Raw genomic sequence first — 17253 nt, 5'->3', positions numbered from 1 at the left:
AGGAATTCAAAATAACCTCAATCAATTTTGAATTGAGCGATTTTAGATTGAATGCTTGGTAAACTATCCCCTCCAACTCCCCCTTAACACAGGGGGAGTTGGAGGGGATAGTTTAGTTCTCCGCTTCGCTTTATTTTTTATTCACCATCTGATCCGCCAGTTTCACGGCTTCATAAGCGTTCACTATTCCGCCGGCGATGCAGAGTGACGAGAAAGGAATTTGTTCTCTCTCGCTGTATATGGAATATCCCAACCTCCGGGACACGGTATCGCCTCTCCGGGTGACAGCAGTCCGCATGATAATGTCTTTCACTTGAACGGCTGACAATTCCGGGTAATATGCCATCAATATCGCCGCAACTCCTGCCACCATTGGCGATGCCATACTGGTTCCGCCTTGTTGGGAGTATTTGTTCCCCGAAATCGTGGAATTAATCGCATCCCCCGGGGCGAACACGTCAACACGCTGCTGTCCGAAATTTGAAAAACTTGCCGGATTACCTTGCGCATCGGATGCCCCGACGATCAGAAACGAACTGATTCGTCTTTTTCCGATATAAGGATGGGGGTAAAGAATTACACTATCCACGTTGATTCTGCTATTCCCTGCCCCGCGAACGAGCAGAACACCTTTCTTCTCGGCATATGCCAACGCCTTCTGTACCCATTTCTCCCGTGGTGACATCCACTTCGAGAAACTCATGTTTATAATATTTGCCCCGTTGTCCACCGCGTAACGAATGGCATTCGCCACGTCCTTGTCATACTCGTCTCCATCCGGGATTGCCCGTACAATCATCAGCTCCACGTGGTCGGCAACCCCGTCCATCCCGATGCCGTTTCCCCGTTCGGCACCGATGATCCCGGCGACGTGCGTGCCGTGATCCCGTACCCGGATATGCAACGAAGCCGACCAAAGGGTATTGTTCCCGTAATAACGATCATTCACTTTTTCCAGATTATCCCCGATCTGCGGTCGGTGATCCTGCATGGGGCCGAACAAATCCGTGAACATTTTTTCCGCTTTCGCGATCTCTGCTTCGTTGCCTTCTTCTTTTGCCTTTTCCACTTCAAGATATCTCTTTCCCACGGCAGATGTTTGAAAAAGATCACGCAACCGGCTCAATTCCTTTTCTTCCCGTTTATTCCGTTCTTTCGAGAATAACTCATCGTAACGTTCACGATTCAACATGAAATACCGGTTCCTCTCGTCCATCCCTCGACCGATCACCGTGCCGTCGCTTTTGCCCAGGAAATTCCAGCCATGAATATCATCCACGTAACCATTCCCGTCATCGTCTATGCCATTCCCGGGAATCTCGTTCGGATTTACCCACAAATTCGCCTTCAAATCCTCGTGGTCTATGTCCGTTCCCGAATCAATGACCGCCACGATTACTTTCCTTTTTTTCGGTTTATTCTTTAAAAACTCGTAAGCCCGGTTGACTTCCATCCCGTACACGGAATCCGTTGAAAACGAGAGTAACGCCCAATCCAGAGGTGGCTTCTTTATCTCCTTGAAAATTGTCGAACCGGCACCTCCATTAACCTGAGCGGAACCCCTTCCTGCCATACAGAAAAGTACGGCTAAAATAAATACTGTGATCTTCATACCATTTATTTGAAGTTATATATAACACACTCGACACATCGTCCATTGATGAAACAAGGATTGTATCTTTATTTTATTTAGAATACCGGAAAATCTTGAAAAGGTCTATCATGACTTTATGAATTAACTATTTTTTAATATAGTCCCTACTTTCTTATCGATTGCCTTGTGTTTCCTCTTACATTAGAATAATGCCCTGGTACAAGAGAATGTATAGGGGAGATAAAGCCTTGCGTGGGTGTTGAATTTTTTTTATCCGGGAAAACAGGTGTAGAATATTTAACAACCGGGTGAATTCCATGTGCTTGTCTTTTGTCGGAAAAATATTATTTCGTAATTTGCGACGTTAATTTTAAAAGCAAAAAACAAATGAAGAAAATTAGAGCAGCCATCGTCGGGTATGGCAATATCGGTCACTACGTGCTGGATGCACTGGTGACAGCCCCCGACTTTGAAGTAGCAGGAGTGGTACGCCGGGATGCGACGAATGTTCCGGCGGAGTTGAAAGACTATATAGTCGTGTCGGATATTGCTCAAATCAAGGATGTCGATGTGGCAATCTTATGTACCCCCACCCGTAGCGTGGAGGCTTATGCCTCTCGAATCTTAGCCATGGGGATCAATACGGTGGATAGTTTTGATATTCACACGGAAATTACCGGTTTGCACCGGCGTTTGGGTGAAGTGGCACGGAAACACGGGAAAGTTGCCGTTGTTTCTGCCGGTTGGGACCCGGGAAGCGATTCCGTGGTACGTGCCCTCCTGGAGGCTTGTGCCCCGAAAGGAATTACCTATACAAACTTCGGACCAGGCATGAGCATGGGGCATACCGTTGCCGTGAAAGCCGTGAAAGGAGTGAAAGCCGCCCTTTCCATGACGATTCCCGTGGGTACGGGCATCCATCGCCGCATGGTATATATCGAGTTGGAGGATGGGTACGACTTCAAAACCGTGGCGGAAACCATCAAAGCCGATCCCTATTTCGTGCACGACGAAACACACGTGATGCAGGTAGAGTGCGTGGATAACCTGAAAGATATGGGGCATGGCGTGAACCTTACCCGCAAAGGCGTGTCCGGCAAGACGCAAAATCAATTGTTCGAATTCGATATGAAAATCAATAACCCGGCACTGACGGGGCAGATTCTAGTGGCTACTGCCCGCGCTTCCATGAAGCAACAACCAGGATGCTACTCCTTGATCGAGATTCCGGTGATCGATATGTTGCACGGCGATCGTACGGAGTTAATCAAACGTTTGGTGTAGCCCTGCCTCGCGAACATAGCATACACGCTTTGTAAGGTTGATCATAGAACCTTATTTCATGAACCCTACAGAAACCCTATTGCAATAGGAATTACTAATTTGTATGAATATAACATATTGATAATCAAAAATTTATATATTTGGTAAATTTTAAATATTATGATACAATAACATTAGTTAATAATTAGTCACTTTTTGCTTTTAGAATAAAGAAGTAGTTCTTACCTTTGAAAACAAAAAGCATCATGGAAAATGAAGAGAGAAAAGACGAGAAATATTTAACTTACCACTTCAACGGTGGTGATCTAAAAGAAATACTTCCAATTTTAGAGAAGCATTTTTCATTCACCCTTTTTGAGATACAGGGGATGCTAGACTGGTGTAATAATCATATCTATCATGGAGAGGCAACAAAAACCACTTACGATGATGATGGTTTTTTCCATGACGAGTTTAAACCAGAGAAATTTTTCATTGAAGGTAACAAACCTATCCATCTAGCCTATCCAGAAGCCTTATATAACAAGATTATTGCATTTTTTAATGATGAATCCAATTTAATCACTGATGATAAACAAGACACGATCCTTTGGATAATGTTTTACGTTTACAGTGAATCATCTATCGAGCCAAATTATTTTGAATCGTGTGGGGATTACAATTACAGGATATTCCATGAATTTGTAAGACCAGATATGTTGGCATTATATAAATTCCTCCATGATAATTACAAGCAATTCCCAGATGCCCAAAAAGGATATAAAGATCATCCAACTTACAGACCAATGGACGCTTGGAATAATCCATATAAAGATGTAACACTTACACTTGGCAGGCATTCTATCACCTTAAATAACAGCAATAACTGGTTTCTCACCCACCTCACAGAATACATCAGCCAGTATCTAAAAGAGGATAATATCAAAGATGTGGAATTTGAATTGAAGGAATATAAAAACAAGGTGGGTGCTAAATCCGATCATGATTTCCATAGAATAGTTACCCAGTTATACCACTTCTTACAGGATGAAACACCTTACCACAGTCCAGAAGGTAAAATAACTGACAAGATTTGCACCTTCATCACTAAATTCTTAGAGGTTCTTGATTTTCTTACCGTTGTCCCAGATGATGATGAATTTAATATAGAGGAAAAGGACAAGAGAAGAAACAAAATTCTATCGACTTGGATCATTAATATGCGTACGAATATCCAGTACAATTTAAAGAGGGAGAAAGAGAGAGGTTCGTACAAAAGCAAGAAACAAGAATTTTTTGAGAAAGCCTCTGTCAAAGTGGGAACAAACGAAGAGGGAAAGAATTTAATGGAACAATATAACCCGAAGTACTGGTAAAAAAATACACTTGAAAATCTATCTAATTTATTGATTCCCATTACATAGAAAATACACCCTTATCTACTGGAATTACATTTTTTCCTGCCAAAATCCATTGCCATACTTTTGCATTGTAATCAACGACATAAAGCTGGTTACGATGTTCTTTAGCTATTGAACAAAACGATGAATGTAGGGTTGAGAGGGAGCAAGTCTTACAAGGTAAGACACTCCAGTATAAAAAAGAAAAAAGGAGAATTTGAACCTTCACCCCCTAAACTCATCACCCCTAGAAAGGATAAACTGATCAATTATTCTGCATGGGGTTATTATTAACATGTAAATTAAGTAATTATGAACAATCAAATGGAATTTGTAACCTATACAATGGTGGATGAAGAAAAAGAAGGAAATAATCTTTTAAATTCAGTAAATATGAAATATAATAGTTCAACAAGTGAGGCTCAAGATAGAACAGCCATGACAACGGCTGTTGTGCTATACAAAGAACCTAGTACCCTCAAGAGGCAAACCACAAAGAAGAAGGTAAGAAAAGAAAGGAAAATTCTAACATTAGATGCACTACAACAAGCAGTGAAAACTGCCCAAGAGAAACTAGAAGAATGTGAAGAGAGGGAAAAAGGGAAAGTTCAAAAGCAGCTTGTAAAGGCTAAAAATGCCTACAAGAAAAAACTACTACAAACCTCTCTTCTTATGCCTGTAGAGATATGGACATACGAAGAGGATGAAAAGAGATGTTTTCTTAAAAAGGAGATAAAAGAAGTAATGATTGCTCAAAATCCCTCTTTTTGCAGCCAAACAAAAATTTGGCAACAAGCCAAGGAGATATTTAATGATCCAAATTTTGAAAAGGATTCTCCAAAGTATATGACTCATGCCCAAATATTTTTTGATGCAAATATTGAATTAGCTGATCCTAATGGTAATCTTATAGAGAAAGGAACACAAAATACCTTAATTCCAGTTTGCTCTGTAAAGGAACAGGTAATGATCCAAGCGATCTACAACCTTAACATAGAGGCTATGGTGGAAGGAAGAGAATTAATACCCGTAACGAATGTACAAGTGAAATCATTTGATTCATTACAAGAATGTGCACAGTATGAAGGAACAAATCTCTCTTTAGATAGAGGGTTAAAAGGGAAAGAGAAGGTTGAACTTTCTTGCTTGGCTACACAAAATGAATTTATGTTGAAAGTGCAGCAAGTAAGCAGGGAATATAATATGCCAGCAAGTACTGCTGTAAAATATTACTTGTTTGGGAAAAAATTAACCTCTTCTCAATGGAATGATGCAACAAGAGGTGTGCTACCTCAACAATTCCAGTATGATTTAAATGTAGGTGATAAAATTATAGAAACCCTGCTTAATATTGGGTTAGATACACGTGACATCAAAAAAAGATATTTCATTGATGCGTTCACAAAATACCAGAACGCAATTTCACCTCAAACCCACCAACGCAATGGATTGGAGAAAGCAATGAAAATACTTGAAACTCTAACATCAAATGATGTGGAATTCATCAAGAAGCTTACAGATAATCAAGTATATAGCATATTAATTTTACTACAAACTAAATGTGATAATAATCAATAAAAAGAAAATGACAAGGGGCTATACTATTCCCTAGTCCCTTGTCTTTCTCTATTTCAATCAAGCAAAACATTATTAAATCTTGTTTCATCAAAATCTGGATAAAACAAGAAAGAGAAGATATTGCTTGAATATACCACATCAAACTTACCTCCAAAATCAATTTTAATTCGGGAGGTAAAATATTAAATTCTACCCAAATTCATGATACTTCATGTAACAACAATATAATGAAAAGTAATAAAAAAAGCAGTGCATCCATAAATACTATACAAGATCACATTTATACTCCTTGTTTTTAAATACAAATAACCTTATATTTTATAAACCAAAGGAATATATAGAAACAATTCATTTTATCTACCCCACCAACAACAAACCATAATATATAAACATGGGAGATATAAAACTAAAAGCATATATTCAACAAGATTCAATAACAACAAACTCTTGCATGAATATCTCTCAAATTTATTCTATATCTTATTCATTATAAATACGATACTATAAAACACCTCACTACAATCTCTTTTTAACAACTAACCAAAAACAAATCAATTAAACACCTCCTTAACCCACTAACCTCATGTTGCAAACTAGAGTTATTTATTATAAAATAATAATCATGATTTGCAACAAGTAAAAGAAGAAGGAAATAGAGATTTATGGCTAGCCATTATAAGTTTATAAATGGATTGAATAGAATTTAAGTTTTATCATCCAAATCATTTGCATTGCTATAATAAATATCTAATAGATACAGGAGATAAGCATTTTACTTGTTTTCTTCCAATACTCTTTCATTAATACCATGTTATATAAACTAAAAGTTATCATTTAATGAATTTTACAACTTCCTTGTCTTTTCATAGTTTTTGATTTTTTTAATCACTATCTTTGTGATAATAAACAAGATAAGATATAACCATTATATCTACTTTCTCAAAATCTACATGTATAAACATTCTCTGGCATCAAGGTATGAAACCCTGTCAATTTAATCGATAGGGTTTTCATTTTACCTGAATTGTTGCAAATGGATATAGTATGTAGAATAGAATGCTTTTATATCTAATCATCCAGACAAATATAGATTGATATATCATTAAAAAGAGTGAGAGATTAATGAATCGAATGATATTCTAATCATTTATAATAGATAAGACTATCAATAATACCTTGAATCATGCTTTATAGAGGATAATAGTTTTAACCACTTCTTGAACTATTTAAATCTATACAATACAGTTGCAATCTGGATAGATTTATATATAAATAATAACCATGGTTTGCAACATCAAAATGATGAAAGAAGTGGATAATTTAATCATGTCAGAATGTTTTTCATAAACAAAAAAGAGATTAGAGATTTAAATTACAACAAGCATCTATCAGAAACAGTTTTTTTAGAGACACTGGATTTTAACGCTAGATTCAAGATTTCCATTGAAGCACCAACAGGATGTGGGAAATCTTATTACTTGCTAGATTATTTAAAAAGGAATAACATTCCATTTTTATACGCCACGGATACATTATTCCTCATGGAGGGGTTATCTAGTAGACATGAGATACCTTATTATTGTGCAGCCGATAGAAGTAAAGAGGAAGAGAGACAATTAATAACTGTTTATCAACATATTCCTAAATTTATTAGAAAGGGTATGACGTTAATCATTGATGAAGCGCATTCACTTGTTACAGATTACAGCTGGAGAAGAGAAACGGTAGAGAACACTCTTACTGCGATGACAGGATACGATAGAGTGATCCTTCTCTCTGGCACTCCTTTATTATCTAATGATTCAGCGTATAATGGAATTGAACAAGTTAGAGCCATTCCAAATGAGGTTAGTAAAAGAAAATTATGGGTAACAAGATATTCACAGAATTTAGAGGGAGCTATACTTCAACTGGCTGGAATGATTAAAGAAGAGGGTTACATACCTGTACTATCTCTACTGGATAAATCCGATAAACTGGATACTATTATAGAGAGATTACCTAACCATGGATTTAATAAAATAGCCGTTATCAATTCCTTGACGAACAAGAAAACTAGAGGGAAAGATGTTAAAGGTGAGGGAGAGATGGAGAACGATATAGAGGTTGAAGGTGATCCAGGTTATTACGATCAATTAATCACAACTGGTAAAGTCGATGCCGATATAATTATTACCACTTACAGGCAAGGGTACGATATTAAAGGAGATAATTATAAATTAATCATAGCACCAAGTAAAAACAGGCACTCCTACACTGATATTATACAGGTGATGAACAGGTTTAGAGATTGCACCACGAGTGAAGGGTATCTATTATGTAATAATTTATATGAAGAACAAGAATTTAATTATCAACAAGTGTACTCTACCATATTAAACAAGATTACCCAAAAAACAAGAACGGAATTTAATAGAATACAAACACTGGAAAAAGATTATAGAGCCATCAAGCTGGACCAACAATTGAATTGTAATTACTTCTCTCGATTTATTTATTCTACCCTTTACATGAATCACCAGAAGATAGCTAACACTACATACAATAACATGAATAACGTTGCTTACAACAATTTATACAGGATGAAGAGAATACTTGAAACATTTAATATCGACATGGAACTATCAAAAGATTGCATGGATTTAAAAGAGGAAATAGAGACTAAAGAGAAGAAGAAATACACCCAAGAGGAGATAGATATTGCGGTTGATACTTTCTTTCATGATTATGCCTATCCAAAAGAAAAGGGTATGCCTGTACTACTAGATATAAAAGAACGTCCTATTTACCAGACTATAAATGAATATTACGAAACCTTTCATGCGATAGGAGTCCCTTCTTGTCAGGTAATTAATAAATTAAAGCGATATTTAATAACTCCCCAAAAAATGAAGTCCATCAAGAAGGTTATAATAATAAAATTCGGCACAGACCCAAGCATAAAAGCGTACAGGCTCATGTTACTTAGAGCGTTTAATGTTGGAGAGAGATTAACCAGTCCAGAGATATGTAAAAGGATAAACAATTGCAGGCAACAGGTGGGTGATTCCATTTTAAAAGAGAAAACGGCAGTCGAGTTTTTCAACCTGTTATTTAAAACGAAGAGGGTGAAAATGAATGTTGAGGGCAAAGAAACATGGGGCAGGGAGATTGAAAAGACTTTCTAGCCAGTTAATCATATATATAACTAATTTAAATCATAACATCATGAAAAAAAATTCAAAAGCAGGAGAAGGCTACACTGAACTTGTTCCCTCTAAAGTTACTGAAATTTACCATAGAGAGATGGAATTTATTAACAAGGATCTAGAGGATGAAACCAACAAGTTATGCAAGCGATTTTTAAAACTCGTGGAGGAAGGGAAAATGGATAACGTTATCTCTTACTTGAAGAGGTTAGATAGATAAATAACGAAACCAAGGACAGGGTTTGATTGAAGGATATAACTTTCATCAAATCCTGTCCTTTTTTTATGCGCTATATAATAGCAAGAAACGAATCAATTATTTTTTGGAATAAATCATGGATAAATCCACACAAACTCAATCGATGCCGAACTTGATAATTTTATAAAAAGAAGAAGTGCATGAAAAAATAATGAAGTGAATCACCATTCCCCCTCAACACTTTGGACTATTATTATATAGTATATATATTTTACCGAAGTGTTGAAGGGGAATTATCATTTAAAAGGCTACTTTATATAAAATCCCCCCTGTGTAAAAAAATTTAGTGTTAATCGAACGGTAGGATTATTCACTCTCTAACGCCCCCTAACTTCCATTTGAGAAATCGAAAAGAGAGAAGAACTAAAGTGAAAGTTCTCCACTTTTTTAATTTCTATTTAAATCAATGTCTTATCAATTAAATTTATCACTAATGAAAGAAGAATACTTATCACCAGAGATTAAAACTGGAATAGAACCGAATCTACATTTCGATGATTTAACAAGATTATCGGAGGTAGAGATTAGATACAAGCTGAAAGTACGGCCAAAAGACAGACCCAAAGTGACGATGGCGATGGAGGCATACAAATTAATCAGACCCTTTTTCGATGATTGTTTGCATCACCATGAAGAGGCATGGATCATGTTGTTAAATAGAAATTTAAAGGTGCTGGGTGTTGCAAGGCTTAGCGTGGGTAATCAAGAGAACACTATCATTGATCCAAGGACTGTTTTACAGTTAATGCTAAAAACTAACTCCACCTGTTCAATCATCTTTCATAACCACCCAAGCCAGAATTTAGCTTTCAGTCCGGAGGATTTAAAAGTAACAAAAAACATCATGGAGGCTTGCAGGTTGTTGAACATGAATTGTCTGGATCATGTTATAGTCGGTGAGGAAAGTTACTCCAGTTATTCGGAGGGAGGTTACTAACGTGAGTAATTATATAACATAGATGAGAGATAGAAAATTCGAGAGGGGTTCAATATGGATCATGGTGATGGCTGTGATCACTTTCATCATTCATGTTGTCGCTATATTCACCGTTTACCCAAGGTCAGCAAGGTTGGAATTTATTGCGGTTATTATCTTTATCATGATCTTGTTACTATCCAAGAAAAGGTAATGATTGCATCTTTTTGGTTGTTTGCTCTGGATGGATGGCTAAAGAGGTGAATTGTAGAACGGTTATATATTAAGAGCGATCACAAGCTATTCACGTTGAAATTTAATATTTTTGCCATGCAGCCACCCCTGTTGAGCGTTTGTAGAATGCTAATTATTATTTACATTTGTGGTGTCCTTTGGAGAAATCTGGGGGGCAGACATATTTAATAAGAAGTGTTTGGTTTTATCCTAATCTTGAAAACGACCAATTTTAAAGCAGAAGGATAGACGGTACAAACGCTCATGCTTGCCATATATAATTTCTAAATATATTATGGTCTAGTGTGGGGTGGCTGTTTATTTCTGCGAAGGTTACTTGGTCGTACCTCAAGATTAATAAGCTAGCAATCTCCACACTTCTTTTTTTATATTTAAATTACCCTTGGGGATTGGGGTAAATAATATCTAGCTATATGAAAACAGCACAGGATATTTTCGAAGTCAAATTTTCTTGGAAAGGAATTGAAAAATTGAAAGAAGTCCAACAAAAATTCAATACTTTATTAGAAACAGAACAATGGAAACTCAATTCTATTGAAAAGTTCTATAAAAAAGAGGAACAAGTAATAGAACATTCGTTAAAACAACTTTCAACTCCAAATTCAATATTTCAATTCCAAATTGGAAATGAAAATTATCCTGTCAAAAAATTTGAGGGGATAAAAGAATTATTACTACAAATGATTCAATGTAAGGATATTGAAGATTTAGAAATTCATGATATAAACCTAAAGGGAATTAAAGAAGAGTTTAGTGATTTTCTACATGAATTATCTCTTACTTACGATAAAGAAGAATGGCATACTTTAAAATAGCAACACGCTATCATGGTGAAAAAGCACCTAATATTTAATTTTTAATAAAGAAATAGCTTATTTACAAACCTACATTGTTATATAATTATGAGAAAATTAATATTTATATTTATATTATTATCGACACTTTTAGCAAATTGTGGCAAAGATAGTGGAACTGATGATCCCAACAATCCAAATGGGAATGGAGGGGTACAAACAACATTAACAATCTCTCCAAGTGAATTAACATTTAAATCGGAAGGAGAAGAAAAAACATTTTCTATCACCTCCAATTTTGATTGGATTATTACAAACCCAAGTACATGGTGTAAAATTAATCCGACCCAAGGTAATGGAAACTCTACAATAACAGCTATTGCTGATCCCAGTGACGAATACGATGATAGAAACTTCAATCTAACCATTAAAGCAGGAGAGACAACAAAAGTAATGACCGTCACCCAGAAGAAAAAAGATGCGATTATTCTAACCAAGGAAAAATATGACATTCCAACAGAAGGAGATAACATTACGGTTGAAGTTAAAAGTAACATTAGCTATTCCACCATTATCCCAGAGGAACACAACGAATGGATCAAGCAAGTAGAGACAAAACAACTTGGGAGAGGGTTAGAAACAAAGAATCTTAATTTTGAAATTTCAGCAAATCCAACCACCAACAAAAGAGAGGGGATTATCGTGATTAAAGACAATAGTAGCTCTTTAGCTGATACAATTCATGTTTACCAAGCACAAAAAGATGAATTGATTCTTACACAAGACACGTACAATGTTTCTTCGGAGGGAGAGAATATAAATGTTGAATTAAGGAGTAATGTCGATTATGAAGTGATCATTCCGGAGGATGTGAAAGATTGGGTTAATCGAATCACAAGCAGAAGTTCAAGGGTGGATAATCTTATATTCAACATTGCAGCAAATCCGACTTATGACAACCGTTCTGCAAAAGTGATTATCAAAGATAAAAATAGTGAACTTGCAGACACACTTAACATCAACCAGACACAAGTCAACGCTATTATATTAACACAAAAAAAATATGAAATTCTCTCTGAAGGGCAAAATATTAAAATTGAAGTCAAGAGTAACATTAAATACGACATTATCATTCCTGACAATGCAAAAGAATGGATCAAACAAATTCAATCCAGAGCATTAATAACGAATATTATCAATCTAAGCATATCCGAGAACACATCATATGAACAAAGGGCTACAGAAATTGTTGTAAAAGACAAGAATAGTAATTTATCAGATACTATACGAATTACCCAGAAACAAAACAACATAATTATATTAACACAAAAAAAATACGATATTCCAGCAGAAGGGCAACAAATATCTATTGAAATAAAGAGTAACATTGAATATGATATTTTGCTTTCTACCGATGCTGAAAAATGGATAGAAAAAATTGATTTATCTAGGGCTTTGATAACAAACACTCTAAATTATAATATATTGCCTAATACTACTTATAATGAGCGCAAAGCAGAAATTATTATAAAAGACAAGGGCAGTGATTTATCTGATACGGTGAAAATTATACAAAATCCGATGATTCCAACAATGGATGAAATAATACTTACTATCAAAGTAAACCGTAATGACATATTCTCTCCTTTTAGTAGTCCTGAATATTTTAATGATGATAAAGAAGAAAAATATGGAGCATACCATAAGATTCCACAAGATTGGGAAGTTAAGTGGGGCGATGGACAAACCACAAATTCAACAACACATCAATATAAATTAGAAGGCATATATCAAGTTATTATCAAAGGGACTGGAATAACATCTATCTGGAGTGATGAGAAGTGTAAAAACATGATTGAAGAAATTGACGTTACAAAAGCCCCTAACCTAGTTATTTTAGGCATTTTATACCAAAATCTTAAGACATTGGATTTAAGTAAAAATACTGCACTAAGATTTTTAGAGTGTGAATATAACGAATTGAGTTCGTTAGATTTAAGCAAAAATATAGCACTAGAAAGTTTACAATGCATGGCTAATAATATCACATCATTAGACCTAAGTAAAAATATAGTATTAACATTCTTAGAGTGTTGCGGAAATAAAATCACGACACTAGATTTAAGTAAAAGCTCTGAATTAATATATTTGGATTGTGGAGAAAATCAACTAAGTTCATTAGATTTAAGTACAAATACAAAAATAGTTGAGCTATATTGTACCGATAATCCATTCACACAAGAATCTGTCAATAACCTTTTAAATAGTCTACCTATGGGCAAATATGATAATGGAAAATCTATTTCAACCCTTTGGATTGACGATAAATGGGACACTTCCATTGCAGAAGAAAAAGGTTGGAGAATTAATTCTTATTTTTAAACATCAAGAAGGTGCGTCAAAATGCGCACCTTTTCTTATAAAACTACTCTCCTACTCCATAATCAACAAAATCATTCAAAAAAAACAAAGAACTATCACCACCACCTACTAAATCTCTATCACCTACACTTCAAATAATGATATATCACTTTATATAAAGTTCAAATTCAACCACACACAACAAAAAGATATTAGATAATTTATAAAATGAAGACTTATGAACAACACTAGCTAAATTTCGACTACCTACACTTCGATCTGTTATTATATAGAATATAAATATCTTCGAAGTGTTGAGGATAAGATAATTTGTAAAGCATCATTTTTACTTGTTATCTTATGAATTTCATTAGAAACTTCTCTTTACACTAGAGAGAAAAATCCATGCCTCACTAGATTTTCAAAATTTATAATTCTAGCTCCATTACAAAAAACTAGCATGGATATAGTTTCCAATTATCATACTTCATTAAAAATGTTCACTTTGTCTATTAGTGAACGTTTCTCTCATTATCAAATACTTACAAAACTAGACTATTTGGGGGATCTAGAAAACATTCACTTATATGTTGTATCTTATAAATTTGAACATTATGAGTTTAAAATATACTAACACCACAGCAGACTGTTTAGATTGGGATGATATGCTTAATCTTGTAAGAAAACTAATACAAGACAATAATCACAAAATCGCTTTATTTATCACACTTGGATCTTTCTGGGGATTACGAGTGTACGATATAAAACAACTCACTTGGTTGTTGATTTTAGATAAAGATGAAATCATAATTACAGAGCATAAAACGGCAAAAAAAAGAAGCATTCCAATTTCTTCACAATTAAAAAAATTTATAGCTGATTGCTATAATAACATAAAACCGATATGCCTAAATGCTCCTATTTTTCTAAGCCAAAAAGGGACAATTTATTCAACACAACAACTAAATCGGATTCTAAAACAGATCAAAATTAAGTACAAACTAAATATAAAAAACTTCTCTTGTCATACTTTACGGAAAACTTTTGGAAGACAGGTTTATAACCAGAATCCAGAGAACGCAGAAAAGGCATTAGTTATGCTCATGGATATGTTTAATCATTCATCTTTAGCCATTACTAAAAGATATATTGGTTTAAGACAAGAAGAAGTAGCACAAACTTATGAATCTTTATCTTTCTAGCTTATAAATCTATTCCCCTAAAATGAGGGGATAGATTTATCCTTTTTAGTGTAAACAATCATCTTTTCAAAAGGTTTGTAATCTTCATATTGATTATAACGCTCTAATATTTCGCACATTTGAGAATAACTGTAATTTCCAAATATCTCTTCTCCAAATACAGAATTATTGTTAGAAGTTACTTCAAAACAAACATCTACTATCTTATGTTTAACAAATTCTGGAATTTCATTATGAGGTAGAAAGGTTGCAACGTCATCATCAATATAATAATAACGAAAATGTTTCCTTGCTCTATACATATAGAGAATATTTACCACTTTATTTACTAATGCGATTTGTAAAACTACATTACTACGATTAATTCTATACACTTTTATATTTTCAATAGCCAAATTGATAATATCTTTCATTTTTTGTCTACTTTGTTCTAGTTCTAAAATATCATCTTCTGTTAAAAGTTGGTTATCTATTTTATTGAGTTTTATCTCTATCAGAGTGAGACTTGATTCTATCTTTGCAAGATCATTGTTATATTTTTCAATATCTTGATCTATACTTTTCTTCTTACGTTGGATGTCTTGCATGGTAAAGACACCATTTGCAACCATATCAAGTAAATTATCAATAGCTTTAGCTTGTTTATTTATTTCTTGTTCTGTCCTATTTCTGTCCTTAATTAACTCTTCCTTTTGTGTCATTAACTCCTTTTTAAACTCTTCTTTCTCTTTTTCCTCGATTTTGTTGAAAATGTAAGTATGTTTTTTTACAAAGTCCCATATAATAGATTCCACTTTTTCGTATCCTAACGATGAATTTCCACAATTTAAATGTGTAGTATTAAAACTAGAACAGATGTAATGATTACCTTTATAACTGTAATGCCCGTAAAACATATTGTTACAAAATCCACAAATCATTAATTTTTGCAATAAATGTGTATGTTTTCTACTTTTCTCTTTTGTCTTTGGATTTTTGGCAAGCCTTTCTTGAACTTGATCGAATAGATTCTTATCCACAATAGCAGGAACACTTTTAGTAATGTCTTGGAAATGACTTTTTCCTATATATATCAAATTTTTAAGCATACCTCTGATAACAGCTTTATTCCAATGGACTGTTGAGATTGATTTTAAACGTCCTGTGTTGGTTGTGAACTCCCCTCTTTTACTATTTTTTTTATATCTAGGTAAATTAGGAGTACTATTTGCATATCTAACAAGATCTCCTAAACTATATTGTCCTGTTGAATACTTTTGAAACAAGTCCTTTACAAAAATAGCTTCTTCTTCACAAATTTGTATCTTACCTGTTTCAAGCTCTTTCTCGTATCCATAATTTAGATAACCTCCCGTTGCCAACCCATCTGAAGCATTTCTTCTTTTACCTCTCATCATTCTATTTCTCATTGTTTTTAATTCTGCCTCAGCAAAATCAAAAAACAAACCTATTATCATTTTCGTAGTGTTATCTTCTTCTAAAGTTTCTGGGTCTAATGTCCAAATATTTCGATCTTTAAAATATATTGGGATCTTCATTTCATTAAATTCATTGATGAACATTCGCCCAGCAATACTGCTTCGGCTTAAGCGGCTTACTTCCCATATAAAAATAGCATCTACTTTACCACTTCTACAAGCTTCTTTTAGTGCTGTGATTGATTCTCTTTCTCGTCCTCTATAATCATCCTTACCTGTAATAAATTGCCCAAAGATTAAATCATCTGATATTTTGTATCCCAATCCCTCTGCAATAGGAATTAGTTCATTTTTTTGACTTTCAAATTCCTGCTGTTCAGTAGAAACCCTTAATAATAATGCTCCTTTTTTCATAACCATTGTTTTATTTACAAGCAAAAATAAATAAAATCACTAAACATACAAAATAGTAATTTCTATTGCAATAGGATTTCTGTAGGGTTTCAATTTAAAACATTTCCTGTTTGGCAGTATATTTCAATAATTTATTCATATTGTCTAGATTGCAAAACAAAGTATGACTTTTTTATTACCACGATGTTCTTGAAGGCTAAAATTACAGAAATTTATTGTATGGCTGACGATTTTTGCGAGGAATTTGCAATCCTATAAGAAAAGTATATGCTTAAGGATACATCCCATAAGCATCGTAACAAATCCAACCGGATGTTACTCCCATGGGCAATCTTCATCAAAGAGGTGCTTTTAGGAACCTGCACGGGTATCTGCTTTGCAGATTTCACTCCCTTGCGTGTGTGCCGTAACCAATGAGTATTGATTCATAAGACATTTCAGTGGCTTTCCGAGAGGGGGAAATGCTCGATGGAATGGTTCTTTGGATTTGATTTTCTAATGTGTAACTACCAGATATGTATAGAAGTACTACATAAATTAAGTATTACACCTGTGTGAATTCCGTATTAATTCCGGTAAAAGTATTATTTATAAGTTATAGCTATACTATA

The 17253-nt window shown here is 34.4% G+C and carries 11 protein-coding genes and 1 pseudogene; 10 read left to right on the top strand and 2 right to left on the bottom strand.

What is annotated here, in order from left to right; translation table 11 throughout:
- Positions 1-130: 130 nt before the first annotated feature.
- Entirely contained in the window at positions 131-1612 is a 1482-nt protein-coding gene (locus tag A3CY_RS20745) for a S8 family peptidase (protein WP_018337783.1), read from the bottom strand.
- Between the two features lie 369 nt (positions 1613-1981).
- Between A3CY_RS20745 and A3CY_RS0110035 the strand changes: the two genes are divergently transcribed.
- From A3CY_RS0110035 to A3CY_RS0109995, 9 genes are all read left to right on the top strand, one after another.
- Positions 1982-2878, top strand: a complete 897-nt coding sequence (locus A3CY_RS0110035; RefSeq protein ID WP_026207522.1) for a diaminopimelate dehydrogenase — start codon at positions 1982-1984, stop codon at positions 2876-2878.
- Positions 2879-3123: 245 nt separating this feature from the next.
- Positions 3124-4233 (top strand): hypothetical protein, encoded by a 1110-nt coding sequence (locus A3CY_RS0110030; protein WP_018337781.1) that lies wholly within the window; start codon positions 3124-3126, stop codon positions 4231-4233.
- A 336-nt stretch (positions 4234-4569) separates the two neighbouring features.
- Complete coding sequence (locus A3CY_RS0110025) at positions 4570-5835, top strand: hypothetical protein (protein WP_018337780.1); 1266 nt, start codon at positions 4570-4572, stop codon at positions 5833-5835.
- 1334 nt (positions 5836-7169) lie between these two features.
- Positions 7170-9002, top strand: coding sequence for a DEAD/DEAH box helicase family protein (locus A3CY_RS0110020; RefSeq protein WP_018337779.1), 1833 nt, complete (start codon positions 7170-7172; stop codon positions 9000-9002).
- Positions 9003-9042: 40 nt separating this feature from the next.
- Positions 9043-9243, top strand: a complete 201-nt coding sequence (locus tag A3CY_RS0110015; protein ID WP_026207521.1) for a hypothetical protein — start codon at positions 9043-9045, stop codon at positions 9241-9243.
- Positions 9244-9715: 472 nt separating this feature from the next.
- Positions 9716-10219 carry a JAB domain-containing protein gene (locus A3CY_RS0110010; RefSeq protein ID WP_051082717.1) on the top strand — a complete coding sequence of 168 codons (504 nt, stop codon included), beginning with the start codon at positions 9716-9718 and terminating at the stop codon, positions 10217-10219.
- Between the two features lie 647 nt (positions 10220-10866).
- Entirely contained in the window at positions 10867-11268 is a 402-nt protein-coding gene (locus A3CY_RS0110005) for a hypothetical protein (protein ID WP_018337776.1), read from the top strand.
- An 87-nt stretch (positions 11269-11355) separates the two neighbouring features.
- Complete coding sequence (locus tag A3CY_RS22045; RefSeq protein ID WP_018337775.1) at positions 11356-13629, top strand: BACON domain-containing protein; 2274 nt, start codon at positions 11356-11358, stop codon at positions 13627-13629.
- A 593-nt stretch (positions 13630-14222) separates the two neighbouring features.
- Entirely contained in the window at positions 14223-14810 is a 588-nt protein-coding gene (locus A3CY_RS0109995; protein WP_026207519.1) for a tyrosine-type recombinase/integrase, read from the top strand.
- 17 nt (positions 14811-14827) lie between these two features.
- On the opposite strand, the gene A3CY_RS22040 is transcribed toward A3CY_RS0109995, so the two are convergent.
- Positions 14828-16642, bottom strand: coding sequence for a recombinase family protein (locus tag A3CY_RS22040; protein ID WP_169503614.1), 1815 nt, complete (start codon positions 16640-16642; stop codon positions 14828-14830).
- A 183-nt stretch (positions 16643-16825) separates the two neighbouring features.
- On the opposite strand from A3CY_RS22040, the pseudogene A3CY_RS23300 reads away from it, so the two are divergent.
- Positions 16826-17131 (top strand): annotated as a pseudogene (locus A3CY_RS23300) (transposase); the annotation flags it as partial.
- Between the last annotated feature and the right edge of the window lie 122 nt (positions 17132-17253).

The organism is Butyricimonas synergistica DSM 23225 (assembly GCF_000379665.1).
GTDB classification, from domain to species: Bacteria; Bacteroidota; Bacteroidia; order Bacteroidales; family Marinifilaceae; genus Butyricimonas; species Butyricimonas synergistica.
Note: the sequence above shows the minus strand (reverse complement) of the source record. Positions and strands in the feature narration are given on the sequence as shown.